The sequence below is a fragment of the Hymenobacter daeguensis genome (assembly GCF_054780555.1).
This window is the reverse complement of the sequence record NZ_BAAGWC010000002.1, coordinates 360480-377517: the sequence shown is the minus strand read 5'-3', so window position 1 is coordinate 377517 and position 17038 is coordinate 360480. Positions and strand designations below refer to the sequence as shown.

The window sequence follows — 17038 nt, the reverse complement described above, 5'->3', positions numbered from 1 at the left end:
GGCCGCATTAGTCGTTCAGGGTTAGCTCCGGCGTGTCCAGATGGTCCTTCATATCCGACACCACAACCTCCTCCCCGGCCCGCAGGCCGCTCACAACCTGCACGTAGTCGAAGTTGCTGTCGCCGAAGCGCACCGTGCGCCGCACCGCTTTGCCATCAGCCAGCACAAATACCGGCTGCTCTTTGCCCCCCAGATAATACGGCCCGTTTTTCACGCGCAGCACGCCGTGGTGGGCGCGGGTCACCACAAACACATCGGCCCGCAGATTGGGCCGCAGCGCCGCGTGGTGCGGGTTGTTGAGCTGGGCGTAGAATGTTACCACGCCCTTGTCCACAGCCGGGCTGATGCTGGCCACGGTGCCGCGCAGGTCGGTGTCGTTGATGCGCACCACCACCGAATCGCCGGGGTGCAGCTGGTCGGCGTAGCTGTCCGAAATGGTGGCCCGCACGCGGAAGCTGCTCAGGTCGGCCACCCGCGCCAGGGCGTCGCCGGCCTGCACGGTGCTGCCGAGGTTGTCGTTCACCCACGTCAGCACGCCCGGCTGCCGGCTGCTGATGTTGGCCTGCCGCAGCTTGGTGGCCAGCTCCGAAATGCTGCGCTGCTGCATCGACACGGTATAGCCCAGCTCGCGCACGTCGGCCGCGTTGGAGCGTTGCTGGGTCTGAATCTGGCGGGCCAGGCGGCTGGCTTCCAACTCGGCCACGGTCAGGTTCAGCTCGGCCTGGCGCACGTTTTCGGCCGTGCCGCCGCCTATTTTCAGCAGCTGCTGCTCGTCGCGCAGGGCCGATTGCAGGCTACGCACCTTCACGGCCTGCACCTGGGCCTGGGCACGCAGGTCGTTGAGGCTGCGCTCCAGGTTGAGCTGCAGCTGGGAGTTTTTGTTCTGGTTGCGCAGCTGCTCGTCGTCAAGCTTGGCCAGGGCCGAGTTGGTCAGGTCCTTGTCCAGCTCCACAATGGTTTCGCCGGCCGCCACCCGCGCCCCCACCACCACCGCCACCCGCCGGATGGTACTCTGGATGGGGCTGGTAAGCACCGCCTCCCGCTCCGGAATGATGGTGCCGGCGGCCGTAATCGAGGCTTCTACCTCGCCCGTTTCCACGGTGGCCGTCAGCACATCGCCGCGCCGCAGGCTGGGCTTCAGCACCGTGCGAAAAGCCAGTACCGCGCCCAGCGCCAGCAGCACCGCGGCGGCTACCGCGAGCCAGCGGCGGCGCTTGCGTTGGGTGTGAATAGAATCGGCAATGGCTCTGTCCATTTTCGTGCAGAAATCAGGAGGGTTTCTGTATAGTGGGCCAAGCCGCGTGCCATTTTTATAAAATATTGATTATCAAAATAAAAACTCCAAACCAAGCGTGGCGTGCACAAAAAAAGGTGTCCATTTATGAACACCTTGTCTTTAATCGGACAGTCGATATCGTCCTTACCGGACAGCTACCGGCCTCAGGCTTTTTGTGCCGCTCTTACTTTTCTGCTTGCGGCCCCACCACAGCACGGTGCCCGTTACGGGCAGACTAGCCGAAATCAGGCTGGCCAGAAAGGCCACGATTTTGCCGCCCAGGCCCAGAAGCTGGCCCGTGTGCAGGTCGTAGTTCATGTCGCTGAGCTTGCCGCCGTTGCTCTTGCCGGCGTGGAAACGGCCCTGCAGCACCCGGCCCGATACGGGGTGAAAGGCATAATCGTCGCGGTGGTAGTAGTGCAGCGTCCGTTGGTAAGCCCAGCAATAGGCCGGGGCCTTGCCCGTACCGGCTGGCCCGATGAGTATCATTTCGGCCTGCGGTGAGCGATGCCGGACGGTGCGGTAAATGACGTCGGGCAATGGCTGCGTGGCGGCCGATACGGCTTGCAGCGTGTCCACTGTGGCCTGCGCTTTTTCCTGCGGGTAGGTCCGGCCGCCATTGGCTATCAACTCAGCAGAATCGAGCAGGCCGGGGAAAATCATGAACAAGCCCGTGAGCGCCAGCACCACCGCAATGCTGGCAACGTAAAACCCCAACACGTTGTGCAGGTCGTAGTTGACGCGTCGCCAGCGGGCACCCCATTTGATGGTGAACCGCTGCCTGCGCTCCTGCCGGCGCTTGGGCCACCACAGCACCAGCCCCGTGCCCAGCATCAGCACGAAGACGATGACGCTGCCGCCCACTACCCATTTGGCCACGGCCTCGGGCAGCAGCAAGGTCATGTGGATGGCCTGCACGATGCTGAAAAAGTGGTAGCGCAGGTTCTGCTCCTTCAGCACCTGCCCCGTGTACGGGTTCAGGTACACCTGCGTGGGCGTGCCGGCCGGGTCGGTGAAATACACTGTCGCGGAGCGCTCCGGGCCGAAATACGTCACCCACGTTGTTTCTTTCTTCACATCGGGATGCTTCGCCAGCGCCGCCGCCTGCAGGCGTGAGGGCAGCTGCGGTTTCAACGCCGACGCTTCCACCTTGCGCCAGGGCTCGGTCAGGTCCCGGATTTCATCCTGAAACGTGAAGATGGCCCCCGTCAGGCTCACAATGAATACCACCAGCCCCGAGGCCAGCCCGAGCCAGAGGTGCAGTTTGCCAACGGCTTGCTTAACGGTCATGGGCAGAATCGGACTCGCCAGGACATCAGGCCTCGCCACGCGCTGCATAACGTCCTGGTTTCGCGTTTAATAATCTAAAACTTATACGCCACCGAGCCCACAATGCTGCGCAGCTTCTGCGCGTTGATGGTGGTGTAGCCAATCCAATAGTGCTGGTCGGTCAGGTTGTCGACCTTAGCCGACAGGCGGTAGTGCGGCTGGTCGTAGAAAATGCTGGCGTTGAGCACCGTGTAGCTGGGCAGAATAAAAACACCCTGCGACACGCTGTTCACGATTTTGTTGTCGCTGGCGTAGTTGCCGCCAACACCCGCGCCCAGGCCCCTGAGCGCGCCGGCTGGCTGGCGGTAGCTCACCCAGGCATTGGCCAGGTAGGGCGAGGAGGCAGTGGCGGGGCGGAAGCCGTTCAAATCCGCGTTGGTGTCCACGTACTTGGCGTAGTTGTAGGCGAAGCCGCCCACCACGTTCAGGCCCGGCAGCGGGTTGGCCGTCAGGTTCAGCTCAGCGCCCCGGCTCCACTGGTTGCCGTCCTGGGCGCTCACGTTGGGGGCAATGGTGCGCAGGATGTTCTGCACCCGAATGTCGTAGTAGCTCGCCGTGAGGCTCACCCGGCCGCCGGCCGCGTCCAGCTTCACGCCGCCTTCTATCTGGTTGGCGCGCTCGGGAGTGGTCACGTGCGACCTGCCCTCAAGGTCCACAAACGTGGTATTCAGGTTGGTAAAGCTGTTCTGGTAGTTGGCAAACAGCGCGACTTTGTCTTTCACGGGCTGATACACCAGGCCAAACTTCGGCGAAACCGCCGTTTGCTTATACGCCTCTACCGGAGCGTAGTACAGCCCGCCCTTGTTATCGTAGCGGTCCACGCGCATGGCCGCCAGCACGCTCAGCTGGTCGGTCAGGCTCAGCACATCCGAGGCGAAAGCACTGTAGGTGTTCACCTTGGTTGTCACCAGGTAATGAAACAGCGCGGGGTTCGCCGCATAGGCGGCATCCACGGCGGCGCCGTTAAATGCGCGGTAGTTGTTGCTCCCCAGGCCCAGCGGCACTACATCAATGTTGCCGCCGAAGTAGTCCAGGTTGGAATTAATGCTCAGAAAATCAAGCCCGAGCACCACGCGGTTGCGCAAACGCCCCAGCTGAAAATCTCCGTTGAACAGCTGCTGCACCTCGTAGGTATCGCTGTGGCTGTTCGTCGACTGGTCGGCCCGGTACAGGCTATGAGCGCCGGGCTGGCGCGTCAGGCCCGTCGCAGGCACCGGCCGGCCCAGCGCCGCCAGCGAGTCGAGGGCATACACCGTGTTGGATACCATGTAGAAATACGGCCCCTTGCCCTGCGAGTAGCTGCGGCTCGACGAGAGGTAGGTAGTCGACGTAAAGCCGGGCGAAATGCGATACCGCACCTGCCCAAACAGGTTCGTGCTGCGCGAATCCTGCCTCAGGCCCGGCCCCTGGTACGACTGCCGGTAATCGAGCGGCGCCTGGTCGGCCCGCGAAAAGCCCAGGTTCTTAATCTGCTCCTGGTAGTTGAAATAGATAATCTGCTTGCCGATGTTGCTGCCCCGGTAGATTTCCGCATCCAGGTTGATGGTCAGCCGGTCGTTGGGCCGGAACTGCAGGCTGGGCGCGATGGCCAGGTTTTTTACGTAGCCCGCGTAGCCCGCATTCTGCCAGCTGTCTTCGTAGTTGTACGCCGTGTTCAGCCGGAAAGCCAGGGTTTTGGCGGCGTTGAGCGGCGTGTTCACGTCGGCGCTCACCCGGTGGAAACCGTAGCTACCGCCCGACACCGCCACTTCGCCCCCAAACGTCTCGAACGGTTTCTTGGTCACGCGGTTGAGCAGGCCGCCGTAGGACGTGAGCGCGCTGCCGTACAGCGTGGCCGACGGCCCCTTGATGGCTTCCAGCTTCTCCAGGTTGATGGCATCAACGGTGCTGGTCACGCTGCCGGCCACGCCGTTGCGCAGCTGGCTCGACACCACAAAGCCCCGGCTGGCGTAGAACGAGCCGCCGTCGCCGCCGCGTCCGGTTGGCTCCCACATTTTTTGCAGGCCCGGCACGTTGCGCGTCGCGTCGTCCACCGAAAACACCAGCTGCTCCGTCAGCAATTCCTTGCCCACCGTGGCGTACACCTGCGGGTTCTCGAGGTTTTTGAGCGGCATTTTGGCCACGTCCTCGCTGTTGGGCCGATTGAATTTATTGGTGCGCGCGCCCTGCACCACCACCTCCTGCAGCTCGGCCGTGCTTTCAGCCAGCCTGAAATCGAGGGTCACGCGCTGGCCCGCTGCCACCGTCACCTGCTGCTGGGCCGGCTTCAGCCCCACCGACGACACGATGAGCATGTAGGTGCCCGCCGGCACGGCCCCTATCGTGTAGTGCCCCTCGCCATCGGTAATGCCACCCAGGGCCTGGCCTTGCAGGCCCACACTCACCGATTCGGCCGGGTCGCCGTCGGTAGTCGTCACCCGCCCCCTGATGCTGCCGGTGCTTTGGGCTTGCACCGGGCTGTTTGCAAAAGCAAACAAGCTAACCAGCAGCACCATAAATGGCCAATAAATCAAAAATCGTAAACTCTTCATGCCGCGTTGTTTTGCAATTGATGCTGCAAAGCAACCACCGCAAGCCGGCATTTCCAACGCTATTTAGACAAATTCCAAATAACTATTGAGAATAATTCTAAATAATACTGTCAATCAAGTCAGTGCCTGATACACCACAAACGCCGCCGCGTAAGCCAGTCCCGTCATGTACAGCAGTTGCGCCAGCGGCCAGCGCCAGCTCTTGGTTTCGCGGTAGGTCACGGCCAGCGTGCTCATGCACTGCATGGCAAATACGTAGAACACCAGCAGCGAAAACGCCCGCGCCGGCGTGAAAAACGGCTGCCCATGCACGTCGCGCTCGGCGCTCAGCTTCTGTTGCAGCGTGCCCATGTCGGCATCCTGCCCCACGCTGTAAATCGTTGATATTGTGCCCACAAACACCTCCCGCGCCGCAAACGAAGTAAGCAGGGCAATGCCGATTTTCCAGTCGTAGCCCAGCGGCCGGATGGCCGGCTCCAGCGCGTGACCAAAGGAGCCCGCGTAGGAATTCTCCAGCCGGGCCGATGCCACGCGGCGGCTGGTTTCGGCCTCGTCCCATTTTTGCGCGGGTGCTTCCTGCCGAACCTGCGCTTCGGCCTTTTCCTGCCGCTGGCCGGGGCCGTAGCTGGCCAGCACCCAGAGCAGCACCGAAATGGCCACAATCACGCGGCCCGCTTGCAACACAAACGCCTGCACCTTCTGGTAAATGGTCAGGCCCACGTTTTTCCAGCGCGGCCACTGATAAACGGGGAATTCCATGATGAAGTAGCTCCGCTCCCGCGCCTTCAGCACCGTTTTCAGCACCCAGGCCGAGGCCAGGGCCGAAAACAGCCCGAGCAGGTACAGCGACATCAGCGCCACGCCGCGCAGGTTGAAAATGCCCCACGCCGCCTCATCGGGCACCACCAGCGCCACCAGCACCGTGTATACCGGAATGCGCGCCGAGCACGACATGAGCGGCGTCACGAAGATGGTAATCATCCGGTCCTTCCAGCTCTCAATGGTACGCGCGCCCATGATAGCCGGCACCGCGCAGGCAAGGCCCGATATCAGCGGCACCACACTTTTGCCGCTCAGCCCAAAGGGGCGCATCAGCTTGTCCATCAGGAAGGTCACGCGGGCCATGTAGCCCGTTTCCTCCAGCACCGCCAGGAAACCAAACAGCAAGGCAATCTGCGGGATGAAGATGAGCACGCCGCCCAGGCCAGCCAGCACCCCCTCCGTCAGCAGCCGCACCAGCGGCCCGTGGAAGTTCTCCTGAATAACCGCGCTCAGGCTCGAAATGCCCTGGTCAATCCAGTCCATCGGGTATTGCGCCCAGGCAAAAATGGCCTGAAACAGCAGAAACAAAATGCCCAGAAAAATGAGGTAGCCGCCCACCCGGTGCGTCAGCACTTTGTCAATCCGGTTGCTCACCGGCTCGCGCTGCTCGGTGCGCGTCACCGTCACCGTTTCCAGCAGGATTTCGTTGATGCGGGCGTAGCGGCCAATGGTTTCGGCGGCCTGCTGCGCCGTGGCATCGAACGCATATTTCTGGGTAAGCTCCTGAATGTGGGCCTTCTCGTCGGCACTCAAAAACCCAATCTGCCGGTACTGCTGCGCGTAGTGCAGCGCCAGGTAGTCGTTGTGCAGGTTGAAGTAGTAGCGAATCTGGCGCACCAGCGGCAGCAGCTGCTCGTCGGGCTGCCAGAAGCGCACCGGCGGCGCGTCCAGCCGCTGCGCCATCACAATCTTGAGCGCCGCCACGCCAATGCCCTTCCGCGCATTCATCGGAATAATGGGCACGCCCAACTCCTGCTCCAGCGCCTTCAGGTCAATGTTGATGCCGTGGCGCGCGGCCACGTCCATCATATTGAGGGCCAGCACGGCGGGCAGCCCAAGGTCACCGAGCTGCGTGAACAGCAGCAAGCTGCGGCGCAGGTTGTTGGCATCCACCGTCACCACCACAAAATCGGGGTAGTTATCGGCGGTTTTATCGTAGAGCAGGTCGGTTATCACCTTCTCGTCCAGGCTCTTGGGATAGAGCGAGTAGGTGCCCGGCAGGTCAATAATCTCGGCCCGCTGCGTGGCCGTAAGCTGCGCCACGCCGGTTTTGCGGTCCACGGTCACACCGGGGAAGTTGCCTACCTTCTGGTTGAGGCCGGTGAGTTGGTTAAACAGCGACGTTTTACCGCTGTTCGGGTTGCCAATCAGCGCAATACGCACCGGACGCATCGAAGCAGTGGCGGCTGGCTGGCCGTCGGCTACCTGCGCCGGATTGCTCACTGTGGCCGCCATTCGTTGTGCGCTACTCTTTCAGCATGATGGTGGCCGCCTCGCTGGCCCGCACCGACAGTGTGTATTCCTGGTCGCCGAGCACCAGCATCAGCGGGTCGCCCAGCGGGGCCCGGCCGCTCAGGCGCACCTTCACGCCGGGTATGCAGCCCATTTCCAGCAGCTTCAGTGCCATCTCGGGGTCTTCGAGGCAGCAGATGGTGCCGGTTTCGCCCAGGCGCAGGTCTTTGGCGGTGCGCCGGGTGGCGGCAGCTACGGCAGGTTGCGGGGTACGGCGAAACAGGGCCACGGGCAGGTTTATTCTATTTAGAAAGAGTACAAACAAAGGTACGGAACCAAATGCTTTTCGCCCAGCCCGATTTTTTTTATCCGGTTTCTCGCAGGCTATTCCGGCTTTTGGGCGGCCATTGAGTCATCTTGTTTTACTTACAAATTGGAGGTGCTGATTTTTTCTGATAACTTTCCGCACTGGAATTTGTAATTTTGTCCAGTCTATCACGCTTCCTATGTCTAAAAACCTACTATTTATAGCATTATTACTAGCTGTTTCTGCAACTTCGGGTTGGTCACAGCAAGTTCAAATCAAAGGCGTAATCGTTGATAAGGACACAAAAGAGCCGCTGCCGTTCACGTCCATCGGGCTGAAAAATGAGCAAATCGGAGCCCTTAGCAACGAGCATGGTCAGTTCATCGTGCCCGCTCCTACGCAGAACACCGCCGACTCCCTCATTGTGGTGGCGCTGGGCTACGCCCGCCGGGCCGTGCTGGTGAAGCGCGGCGTGGCCGTGGCCGACCTCACCATTGAGGTTCCCAAGCGGGCCGTGCAGCTGAGCAACGTGGTGGTGAAAGGCGGCAAGGTAAAAAACCTGGGGCTCGGGGCCAAGTCCAACGACCCCGGCGAAGGCATGATTCAGGGCCTGCCGGGCTCACAATATGCCTTCTTCGTTAAAAACGACAAGAACAAGAAGCTTGGCAACGTGCGGACGGTATCGTTTTACATCGGCGAAAACGGTTTTCCCCGCGAGCCTTTCCGGGTGCGCCTCTACAAGGCCGACGGCAACTACAACGCCCCCAACACCGATTTGCTCACCGAAAACGTGGTGGTATCGGCCCCGCAGGGTGGCCAGTGGTACACGGTGGACCTCACGCCTTACAACATCATGGCGCCGGAAGAAGGCTTCTTCGTAGCCATGGAATGGGTGGTAAGCGGCGATAAGTTCTTCGCCACCAACTTCATGGACGACTACACGCCCTACGGCCAGATTATGCGCCCCACCTTCGAGTTCAAGGAAAGCCGCACCTGGAACTATTCCATCGGCAAAGGCTGGAGCCTCATCACGGCCGCCAACAGCCAGGGCCTGCGCTATAATGCCATGATTAAGGCCGAAGTGGACATGATTAAATAAGTCAATCAATTCGCTAATCAGGCAATAAGAAGAAGGCCCGGCTAAACAGCCGGGCCTTCTTCTTATTGCCTGATTAGCGAGTGGGAAAATCCCCAAACCCACGGTTGATTCCCGCCAATCAGTGCTTTAGTGCTTCACGTCTTTTGTCCACAGGCTCATAATCCATTCCCGAATGGTTTCTTCGGCCAAGGGCGAGAACAGGGGCATCATCTCGCCGTTCATCAGCGTCCACTCCGTTTTGGGAGGCTGGAAGAGGTGGTTGACACCGGACAGGCGCTTGGCCGTAACGTTTCTATTTACGCTTTTCAGCTCTTTTTCCAAAGCTACGAGGTGCAGGTCGGCAGGGGCCTGCTGGTCGTTGGTGCCGTTGAGCAGCAGCACGGGGCACTGCACCTGGTCGAGCTCAGCAATGGGGTCGAAGGCGAGGAAAAAGCGCCGCCACGGCGTGAGCAGCTTGGCGGCGGCGGCGGTGGCGGCCTCGGGGGTGAGAGTAGGCTGGTCCTGCCGCAGCATATTGCTCACGATGGCTTGTGCCTGGGGCGGGTTGGTATTGCGGATGATGGTGTACATGGTGCGCTGCCGCTCGTATGCGGCCTGCACCAGGGCCGGGTCTAACTTTTTGGCGCGCAGCTCGGCTACCTGCTGCTCCAGCAAGGTTTGCTCGCCCGGCAGGCCATAGCCCGCCAGCGACACCACAAACGCTGGCGGCAGAGGCTGGCCCGCCGCCAGCAGCGCCACGTTGGCTCCTTCACCATGCCCTATCACGCCGATGCGGTTGATATTGATTTCCAGCCGCGCCCGTAGAAAGTTCATAGCGGCCTGCACATCGCTCACCCGCATGGCGGTGGTGGTGGTGGCAGAATTGCCGCCCGACTGGCCCACCCCCCGGTCATCGTAGCGCAACACGGCGATGCCACGCCGGGTGAGATAGTCGGCCAGCGCCCCCAGCATGTGGAAATCATCGATAGTGCCGTCGCGGTCCTGGCTGTCCACGTCGCTCACCAGCAGCACAGCCGGAAAAGGACCAGTGCCGGCCGGTACCGTCAGGGTGGCGCTCAGGTTGAGGCGGGCCGTGGGATTGTTCACCACTACTTCTTCCTCGCGGTAGGGCGGCGTAAGCCGCGTGCCGGGCGCAGAAGCAGTGGGCATGGGTGAATGCCGCAGCACCACCATCGATTTTACCCCCGAAGCAATCCAGGCACCGCTTAGCTCTTGCCTGGCGGCATCATAACGAGCGTCGTAACGGCTGCCCACGCCGGGCATCCGCATGAGCACCGAGTCGCCGCGCACGGTAATTTCCGTAACGGTGCGGCTTATTTTCTGTGCGGGCACATCGAGCGCCCCGAAATACTTGCCCCCGGCCAGCGGCACCACACTAATTGTCACATCGAGCTGGCCGCCGAGCAGCGGCAGCTTGCCCTTCCACAGGCCGCCCAGTGCTACTCCGCCGTCGCTCAGAACTCCTGTTTTGGCTTGGGCAATATCAGCACCCACTACTCCCAACAGCACCAAAACCCAGAGTAAACGTCTCCTCATCTTATAAAAAGCAATCAAATTAGTCAGAACCCGAAAGATAAGCCCTGGCGTACCAGCCATATTAAATTGGCTAATATCCCATTGCTGGCAGCATAGTGGAGGAGGACCGCAAAATAACAGAAAACTAAGCGTCCAGCGGGTATTAAATCTTTCTATGTTGCCAACAACCGTTTGAAAAACGAATGACGTGCACCGGTGAGCTGCTTTGGCCCCTGCCAAAATCAGCTCACCGGTGCACGTCATTCAGGCGTCAAATCCCTCGGGGGGGTACTAGCGGGTACGCACGGCAATCTCCACGCGGCGGTTTTCCTGGCGGCCGGCGGCCGTCGCGTTCGTAGCCACAGGCATGGCTTCGCCCATTGGCTCAACGCTCACCCGGTCGGCAGCAATTTTACCGTTGCTCACTAGGTAGCTTTTCACGGCTTCGGCACGCTGCGCGCTCAGGGCCTTATTATAGCTTTTGTCGCCGCGCGCGTCGGCAAAGCCCATCACCCGCACCTGCCGGGTGCCGTAGCGCTGGCCAATCGAGCCCGTAATCTGATTCAGGGCAGCGGCGGCTGAGGGCTTTATATCGGCTTTGTCAGTATCGAAGAGCACCGTTTCGTCCACGCTGTACACATTGTAGGTGCTGTCGCCGCGCACCGATACGCCCGGCAGGGTAATCTCCTTGAATTTCACGTCGGCCAGCCTGGCTTTGGTCAGGTCCCACTCATCGTCTTCACTCACAGACTCGCGGGCAGTGCGGCTGTCGCGGGCCATCACGGCGGTATCCTGGCCAGCTTCGCTGAGCTGGTCTTTGGTGGGCGACTGTTTGGTGTCGCAGCTGCTGAGCAGCGTGGCGGCAGCAAGTGCCGAAAGGAGGGCTTTTTTCATGATATTGGGAAAGAAATGATGGGCAGCATACGGCCTTTTCGAAAAAAGCGCCGAATGCCATCAATATTTTTCCAGGTTTGCAGCCAGCAGCGCAACCGCGACCAACAGCCTTGGGAAAGTCCAAAAAACCTCATTCTGCCCCACAAAGCAATAATCTGGTAACACCGACACGTTTGATTGGGTAACCCTATAAAAAAAAATGCAATCCACCTGCACTTTGCGACAACTTTCGAAGCATACAGGTAACAATAGATTGGACTGGAATTTGTAAATTTGCCAGACGACCATCTTATCTATTATTTTTGGCGATGATGAAACGCATACTTTTTTTCGCACTATGGCTACTCCTGCCGGCACTGGGCTGGGCACAGGAAAACCGCATTACGGGCCGTGTCGTGGATGCCAAAACCAAGGACCCCGTTCCCTTTGCGTCGATTGGCCTACGGGAAGAGGGCACGGGTGCTCTCACCAACGAATACGGGTATTTTCAGTTGGCAGGCCTGGAAAAAACCAGCCAGGACTCGCTGATTGTCATGACATTGGGCTACGAGCGCAGCGCTATTTTTATCAAGCGCGGCAGCACCGAAGACCTTATCGTTGAGCTGAAAAAACGTGTCATCGAGCTGAGCGAAGTGAAGGTGAAGGGCGGCAAGCTCAAAAACCTGGAACTGGGCTCGAACTCCAACAATCCGGGCGAGGGCATGATTCAGGGCCTGCCCGGGTCACAATATGCTTTTTTCGTGAAAAATGAGAAGCAAAAAAAGTTGGGCAACGTTCGGACCGTGTCTTTTTACATCGGTGAAAACGGCTTCCCCCGTGAGCCTTTCCGGGTGCGTCTATACAAGGCAGATGGCAACTACAACGCCCCCAACACCGATTTGCTCACCGAAAACGTGGTGGTTTCGGCCTCACGCGGCGGCGAGTGGTACACCATCGACCTGAGCACGTACAACATCCCGGCTCCGGAAGAGGGCTTCTTTGTGGCAATGGAGTGGATTGTGGGTGGCGACAAGTTCTACACCACCAACTTTATGGACAACTACACGCCCTACGGCCAGATTATGCGTCCCACCTTCGAGTTTAAGGAAAGCCGCACCTGGAGCTATACCATTGGCAAGGGCTGGAACCTGCTCACGCTGGCCAACGGCCAGGGCCGCCGGTATAATGCTATGATTAAGGCTGAAGTGGACATGATTAAATAGCCCGAGCGACACCTTGTATATGCAAGGTATTTGCCCGGTTTTTTACGATTAGAATGCAAAAAAGCCCTGCCAGTCAGCAGGGCTTTTTTGTTGGCCATCGGCGACCGGACCAGCCGCCATTGCGAGGAGGAAGCCCAAGCTTTAGTCCCGGGCTATTGCTGCCTATTTCTTCGTCTGCAACACTATCCATTCCCGAATGGCATCTTCGGCTTCGGGAGAAAAGTTAGGCTGAGGCTGGCCGTTGACAACCGGCCACTTGGTGGGGTCGGGCTGAAACAAGTGGTTGACGCCTTGCAGCTTGCGCACAGTCACATTCTTATTCTTGCTGGCCTTCAGGCCTTTTTCCAGCGGGCCCATGTTGGCATCGGCATTGATGGTCAGGTCGGAAGTGCCATTGAGCAGCAATACCGGGCAGTTGACGGCCGCCAGCTTCTCTACCGGATTGAAAGCCAGGAAATAGCGGTAGCGGGGCGAAGTCATTTCTGCCGCGCTGGCCTGGGCGGTGGCATTGTCGATGGCCGCGTTGTTCTGCTTGAGCATATTGGCCACAATGGCCTGCGCCTGGGCATTGTCGGTGGTCTGGCGAATGATTTCGAGCATGGCCTGCTGGCGCTTGGTGGCAGCCTCAATCTGGGCCGCGTCGGTGCCGAGCGTGCGGAGGGTAGTGGCTTGCTGCTGCACCACAATGTCGCGGCCGGGCAGGCCGTAGGCGGCCATGGTGACCACAAAAGCCGGAGGCAAGGGCTGAGCCGCCGCCAGCAGCGCCACGTTGCCACCTTCGCCGTGGCCAATAAGGCCCAAGTGCGCGAGGTCGATTTCGGGGCGGGTGCGCAGGTAGTTGAGGCCGGCCTGGGCATCGCTCACCAAATCGGCAGTAGTAACGGCGGGAGTGCCACCGGATTTGCCAGCGCCCCGGTCATCGAAGCGGAGCACGGCAATGCCCCGGCGGGTGAGGTAGTCGGCCAGCTGGCCCAGCGGGGCAAAGTCGCCCACGGTGCCGTCGCGGTCATGCGGGCCGCTGTCGCTCAGCAGCACCACGGCCGGGAAGGGCCCGGGGCCGGCCGGGATGGTGAGCATACCGGCCAGGCGGGCATTCACGGTGAGGTTGCTGAAGGTGGCCTCCTCCTCGCGATAGGGCGGGGTGAGGCGCACGTTCTTGGCGTTCATGGCAGGCAGGGCGCTGAAGGTAAGCGTCATGGGCACTTTGAAGCCGGGCGACTGCCAGGTACCGGCCATCTGCTTGCCGTCGGCCGAAACGCGGCCAATGAAGCGGGTGGCGGCTTCTTCGGCATAAAGGCGCACGGTGTCGCCTTTGATTTCGGTTTTCACGTTCATGCGGCTCACTTTCTGGAGCGGCACGTCGAGGGTGCAGAAATACTCGCCGCCGGTGAGCTTCACAAACCGGAAGATGACTTCAAGCTGCCCGCCGGGCACTTTCAGCGGGCCTTTCCAGAGGCCGTCGAGCGGTGGCACATCGGCCACGCGGGCCGAAACCGATTGGGGACGGGCACTTGCCTGCACAGGCCCCGCCAGCACGAAGCCGGCCAGCAACATACCAAAAAGGTGAAACAACCGAAACGTATTGATTTTCATAACAAAAAAGAAGCGTCACAAACAGCTTGCTGACTCAAAATTAGAAGGGAGCCGCGCCGCCCAGTGTAAAGTAGCAAAATAAATACCTTGCCAACATTGGCCAAGCCGGCCGTTGCCACAAAAAAAGTCCCTGCTCTGCCACAGAAGCAGGAGCTTTTAGAAGCCAAGCGGGTGATTTACACCCCAAAGCTGCCCGAGGCTTTCAACTAGAAAAAGGTACCGCGGGCTCCTGCCTGCACCATTTGGCCGGGCAGGATATGTATCGGGAAGCAGCCCCGGCTGGCCACGCCAGTGGCCTTTCGAAGAAGCTTCCTCGCCGGCCAGCACCTGGCAGGCATCGGGGCAGATATTGCCGCCCCTGGCCTGAATTACGCCCGCGACAGTGGCTTTGCCTGTCCCATCGAAATCAGCATCGTGTTATCGATTCCTGTTCAGCTTATTCGCTGACGAATACGCGCTTCACCCGCTCGCTCACATTGGTCAGCAGCTCGTAGGCAATGGTGCCGATGCGACCGGCCATTTCGGGCAGCGGCAGGCCATCCCCGAAGACGAGCGCCACATCGCCGGCTCGCGCCGCCGCAATGTCCGTCACGTCCACCATGCACATGTCCATGGCCACGGAACCCACCACCGGCACCCGCTGCCCGTGCACCAGCACCATGCCCGCGCCATTGCTGAAGCGGCGGTCGTAGCCGTCGGCGTAGCCGATGGCCAGGGTGGCAATGCGGCGCTCGTGCGCGGTGGCAGTGCCCCGGCGGCCATAGCCCACGGTGGCGCCAGCGGGCAGGGTTTTAATCTGGGAAATGGTGGTACGCAGCTGGCTCACCGGGCGCAGCGCGGCGGGGTCGGCGGTGTTGCTGGCATCCACCCCGTAGAGGCCGATGCCGAGGCGCACCATGTCGAAATGCGCTTCGGGAAAACGCAGAATGCCGGCTGAGTTCAGTGCGTGTCTGATTACGGAATGGCCCAGGGCGGCTTCCAGGGCAGTGCTCATGCGGCGGAAGGCGGCCAGCTGCTCGCGGGTGAAATCGTCGTGGGCGGGGTCGTCGGCGGCGGCGAGGTGGGTCATCATGCTGGCCACGGGCAGGCGGGCGGCGTGCTGGCGCAGGCAGGCCGCCAGCGCAGGCAGGTCGGCCTCCTCAAAGCCGAGGCGGCGCATACCGGTATCGAGCTTGAGGTGGATTTTGGGCGCGGGTGCCCCGGAAGCGGCATCGAACGTGGCGAGGTAGGCATCCAGCATCTCGAAGGAGTAGATTTCGGGCTCCAGGCGGTAGCGGCGCAGGGTTTCGAAAGCATCGGGCGCGGCGTTCATCACCATGATGGGCAGGCTGATGCCGGCTTCGCGCAGGGCAATACCTTCGTCGGCGTAGGCCACGGCGAGGTAGTCGGCGCGCTGAAACTCAAGCAGGCTGGCTACTTCGTAGGAGCCCGCGCCGTAGGCGAAGGCCTTCACCATCACCATGAGCCGGGTGCCGGGGCGTAGCTGGCGGCGGTAGTACTGCAGGTTGTGGCTGAGGGCATCGAGGTTGACTTCGAGCACCGTGCCGTGCTGCTGGGCCTGCAAGGCGGCCACGATGCGCTCGAACCCGAACCGCCGCGCGCCCTTGATGAGGATGACTTCGTGGGCAAAATCGGCGGGATTGAGCTGGGCGAGGAAATCCTCGGTGGTGGGATAGAATTCGGTTAAGAGCTGATAGCTAGAAGTTAAGAGTGGTCTGGCCGGCTCTTCGCTTTTAGCGCTTAACTGCAAAATCTCCTCCCCGATGCCCACCACACGGCTCACGCCGGCAGCGGGCAGCAGGGCCGCCACGCGGGCATACAGCTCCGCGCCGGTGAGACCCGATTCGAGCACGTCGCTGAGAATCAGGGTACGGCGGCCGGGGCGGCTCTGGCGGGCCAGGGCGCTCAGGGCCAGGGCCAGGCCGGCGAGGTCGTTGTTGTAGGTGTCGTCGAGCAGGTAGGAGTCGTGGCGGCCGAGCTTCATTTCGAGGCGCATGGCCACGGGGTGCAGGCGCGCCAGCCGGCGCTGGATTTCGGCGGGCTCTACCTGGCGGTGCAGCAGCACAGCCACGCAGTGCAGCGCATTTTCAAGGGAGGGCTCATCGGCAAACGGCAGCGTAAAGGCGGCCGTGAGGCCAGTGGCCGCGTATGTTGCCTGCAGGCTGGTGCTGCTTTCGCTGCTGGCAGTGAGGGCAAAGCGCAGGTCGGCCGGCTGCCCAGCCCGGCGCGTCCAGCGAAAGGCCGGCAGGCCCAGCTCCGCCACAACGCGCTGCACCAGCGGCTGGTCGGCGCAGTAGAACAGGCGCCGGAACTGCGGCCCCTGGAACAGCCGCAGCTTCTCGCGCAGCTTCTGCTCGTCGGTGGCAAAGCCGGCATCGTGCGCCGTGCCGAGCATGGTAAAAATGCCTTCGGTGGGCCGGATGATGTCGGCGAGCCGGGCCATCTCCCCCACTTCCGAAATGCCGGCCTCGAAGATGCCCAGCGTGTGCCGCGCGGGGTTCAGCTCCCACACGCTCAGCGGCACGCCCACCTGCGAGTTGTAGGAGCGCGGCGAGCGGCAGATGTCCTCGTCGGGGCTCAGCAGCTGGGCCAGCCACTCTTTCACAATGGTCTTGCCATTGGAGCCGGTGATGGCCAGCACCGGCCCGGCAAACCCGGCCCGGTGGGCGGCGGCCAGCGTCTGCAAGGCAGCTAATGAGCTGCTTACCTGAATTATGCCGGCCTCGGGGTAAGCCGCAAGGCCATCAGGCAGCTCCGCGTTTTTTTCAATGATAAACAGCCGCACGCCCTGGGCGTAGAGGGCCGGCAGGTAGCGGTGGCCGTCGTGGCTGGGGCCGCGCAGGGCGAAAAACACCGCGCCGGCGGGCAGGCCCACCCGGCGGCTGTCGAGCAGCAGATGACGCACGTCGGCCGTGGCATCGGCGGGGGCCTGGAGCAGGCGACCGGCCAGCAGGCCGGGCAAATCGAGGAAGCGGGGAAACAGCATAGCGGGGCAAAGGTCCGGCAAAGATGGCCGCC

At 61.2% G+C, this 17038-nt stretch carries 11 protein-coding genes; 2 read left to right on the top strand and 9 right to left on the bottom strand.

Going from position 1 to position 17038, the window contains the following annotated elements; genetic code table 11:
• Nucleotides 1–7: 7 nt before the first annotated feature.
• The 5 genes from ACYVHT_RS05220 to ACYVHT_RS05200 form a co-directional block, all read right to left on the bottom strand.
• Nucleotides 8–1255 carry an efflux RND transporter periplasmic adaptor subunit gene (locus ACYVHT_RS05220; RefSeq protein ID WP_460548685.1) on the bottom strand — a complete coding sequence of 416 codons (1248 nt, stop codon included), beginning with the start codon at nt 1253–1255 and terminating at the stop codon, nt 8–10.
• 165 nt (nt 1256–1420) lie between these two features.
• Nucleotides 1421–2566 (bottom strand): PepSY-associated TM helix domain-containing protein, encoded by a 1146-nt coding sequence (locus tag ACYVHT_RS05215; protein ID WP_460548683.1) that lies wholly within the window; start codon nt 2564–2566, stop codon nt 1421–1423.
• Between the two features lie 74 nt (nt 2567–2640).
• Nucleotides 2641–5082 (bottom strand): TonB-dependent receptor domain-containing protein, encoded by a 2442-nt coding sequence (locus tag ACYVHT_RS05210; RefSeq protein WP_460548681.1) that lies wholly within the window; start codon nt 5080–5082, stop codon nt 2641–2643.
• A gap of 168 nt (nt 5083–5250) precedes the next feature.
• Nucleotides 5251–7413: a ferrous iron transporter B gene (feoB, locus tag ACYVHT_RS05205; protein ID WP_460548679.1), complete on the bottom strand. Its 2163-nt coding sequence runs from the start codon at nt 7411–7413 to the stop codon at nt 5251–5253.
• A 10-nt stretch (nt 7414–7423) separates the two neighbouring features.
• A complete protein-coding gene (locus ACYVHT_RS05200; RefSeq protein WP_460548677.1) occupies nt 7424–7699 on the bottom strand; it encodes a FeoA family protein in 276 nt (91 codons plus the stop codon).
• Nucleotides 7700–7916: 217 nt separating this feature from the next.
• Between ACYVHT_RS05200 and ACYVHT_RS05195 the strand changes: the two genes are divergently transcribed.
• Complete coding sequence (locus tag ACYVHT_RS05195; protein WP_460548675.1) at nt 7917–8816, top strand: peptidase associated/transthyretin-like domain-containing protein; 900 nt, start codon at nt 7917–7919, stop codon at nt 8814–8816.
• Between the two features lie 126 nt (nt 8817–8942).
• Here the strand turns inward: ACYVHT_RS05195 and ACYVHT_RS05190 are convergent, their stop codons facing one another.
• On the bottom strand, nt 8943–10352 hold the full coding sequence (locus ACYVHT_RS05190) for an alpha/beta hydrolase family protein (RefSeq protein WP_460548673.1): 1410 nt from the start codon (nt 10350–10352) through the stop codon (nt 8943–8945).
• A 270-nt stretch (nt 10353–10622) separates the two neighbouring features.
• Nucleotides 10623–11225 carry an OmpA family protein gene (locus tag ACYVHT_RS05185; RefSeq protein WP_460548671.1) on the bottom strand — a complete coding sequence of 201 codons (603 nt, stop codon included), beginning with the start codon at nt 11223–11225 and terminating at the stop codon, nt 10623–10625.
• Between the two features lie 311 nt (nt 11226–11536).
• On the opposite strand from ACYVHT_RS05185, the gene ACYVHT_RS05180 reads away from it, so the two are divergent.
• Entirely contained in the window at nt 11537–12427 is an 891-nt protein-coding gene (locus ACYVHT_RS05180) for a carboxypeptidase-like regulatory domain-containing protein (protein WP_460548669.1), read from the top strand.
• 162 nt (nt 12428–12589) lie between these two features.
• Here the strand turns inward: ACYVHT_RS05180 and ACYVHT_RS05175 are convergent, their stop codons facing one another.
• Both ACYVHT_RS05175 and ACYVHT_RS05170 read right to left on the bottom strand, forming a co-directional pair.
• Nucleotides 12590–14020, bottom strand: coding sequence for an alpha/beta hydrolase family protein (locus ACYVHT_RS05175; RefSeq protein WP_460548667.1), 1431 nt, complete (start codon nt 14018–14020; stop codon nt 12590–12592).
• Between the two features lie 436 nt (nt 14021–14456).
• On the bottom strand, nt 14457–17006 hold the full coding sequence (locus ACYVHT_RS05170) for a type III PLP-dependent enzyme domain-containing protein (protein WP_460548665.1): 2550 nt from the start codon (nt 17004–17006) through the stop codon (nt 14457–14459).
• Between the last annotated feature and the right edge of the window lie 32 nt (nt 17007–17038).

Coding starts and splice junctions, on each gene's coding strand:
- ACYVHT_RS05220 (WP_460548685.1), bottom strand. CDS start 1,255: ATGGACAGAGCCATTGCCGATTCTATTCACACCCAACGCAAGCGCCGC.
- ACYVHT_RS05215 (WP_460548683.1), bottom strand. CDS start 2,566: ATGACCGTTAAGCAAGCCGTTGGCAAACTGCACCTCTGGCTCGGGCTG.
- feoB (WP_460548679.1), bottom strand. CDS start 7,413: ATGGCGGCCACAGTGAGCAATCCGGCGCAGGTAGCCGACGGCCAGCCA.
- ACYVHT_RS05195 (WP_460548675.1), top strand. CDS start 7,917: ATGTCTAAAAACCTACTATTTATAGCATTATTACTAGCTGTTTCTGCA.
- ACYVHT_RS05190 (WP_460548673.1), bottom strand. CDS start 10,352: ATGAGGAGACGTTTACTCTGGGTTTTGGTGCTGTTGGGAGTAGTGGGT.
- ACYVHT_RS05185 (WP_460548671.1), bottom strand. CDS start 11,225: ATGAAAAAAGCCCTCCTTTCGGCACTTGCTGCCGCCACGCTGCTCAGC.
- ACYVHT_RS05180 (WP_460548669.1), top strand. CDS start 11,537: ATGAAACGCATACTTTTTTTCGCACTATGGCTACTCCTGCCGGCACTG.
- ACYVHT_RS05175 (WP_460548667.1), bottom strand. CDS start 14,020: ATGAAAATCAATACGTTTCGGTTGTTTCACCTTTTTGGTATGTTGCTG.
- ACYVHT_RS05170 (WP_460548665.1), bottom strand. CDS start 17,006: ATGCTGTTTCCCCGCTTCCTCGATTTGCCCGGCCTGCTGGCCGGTCGC.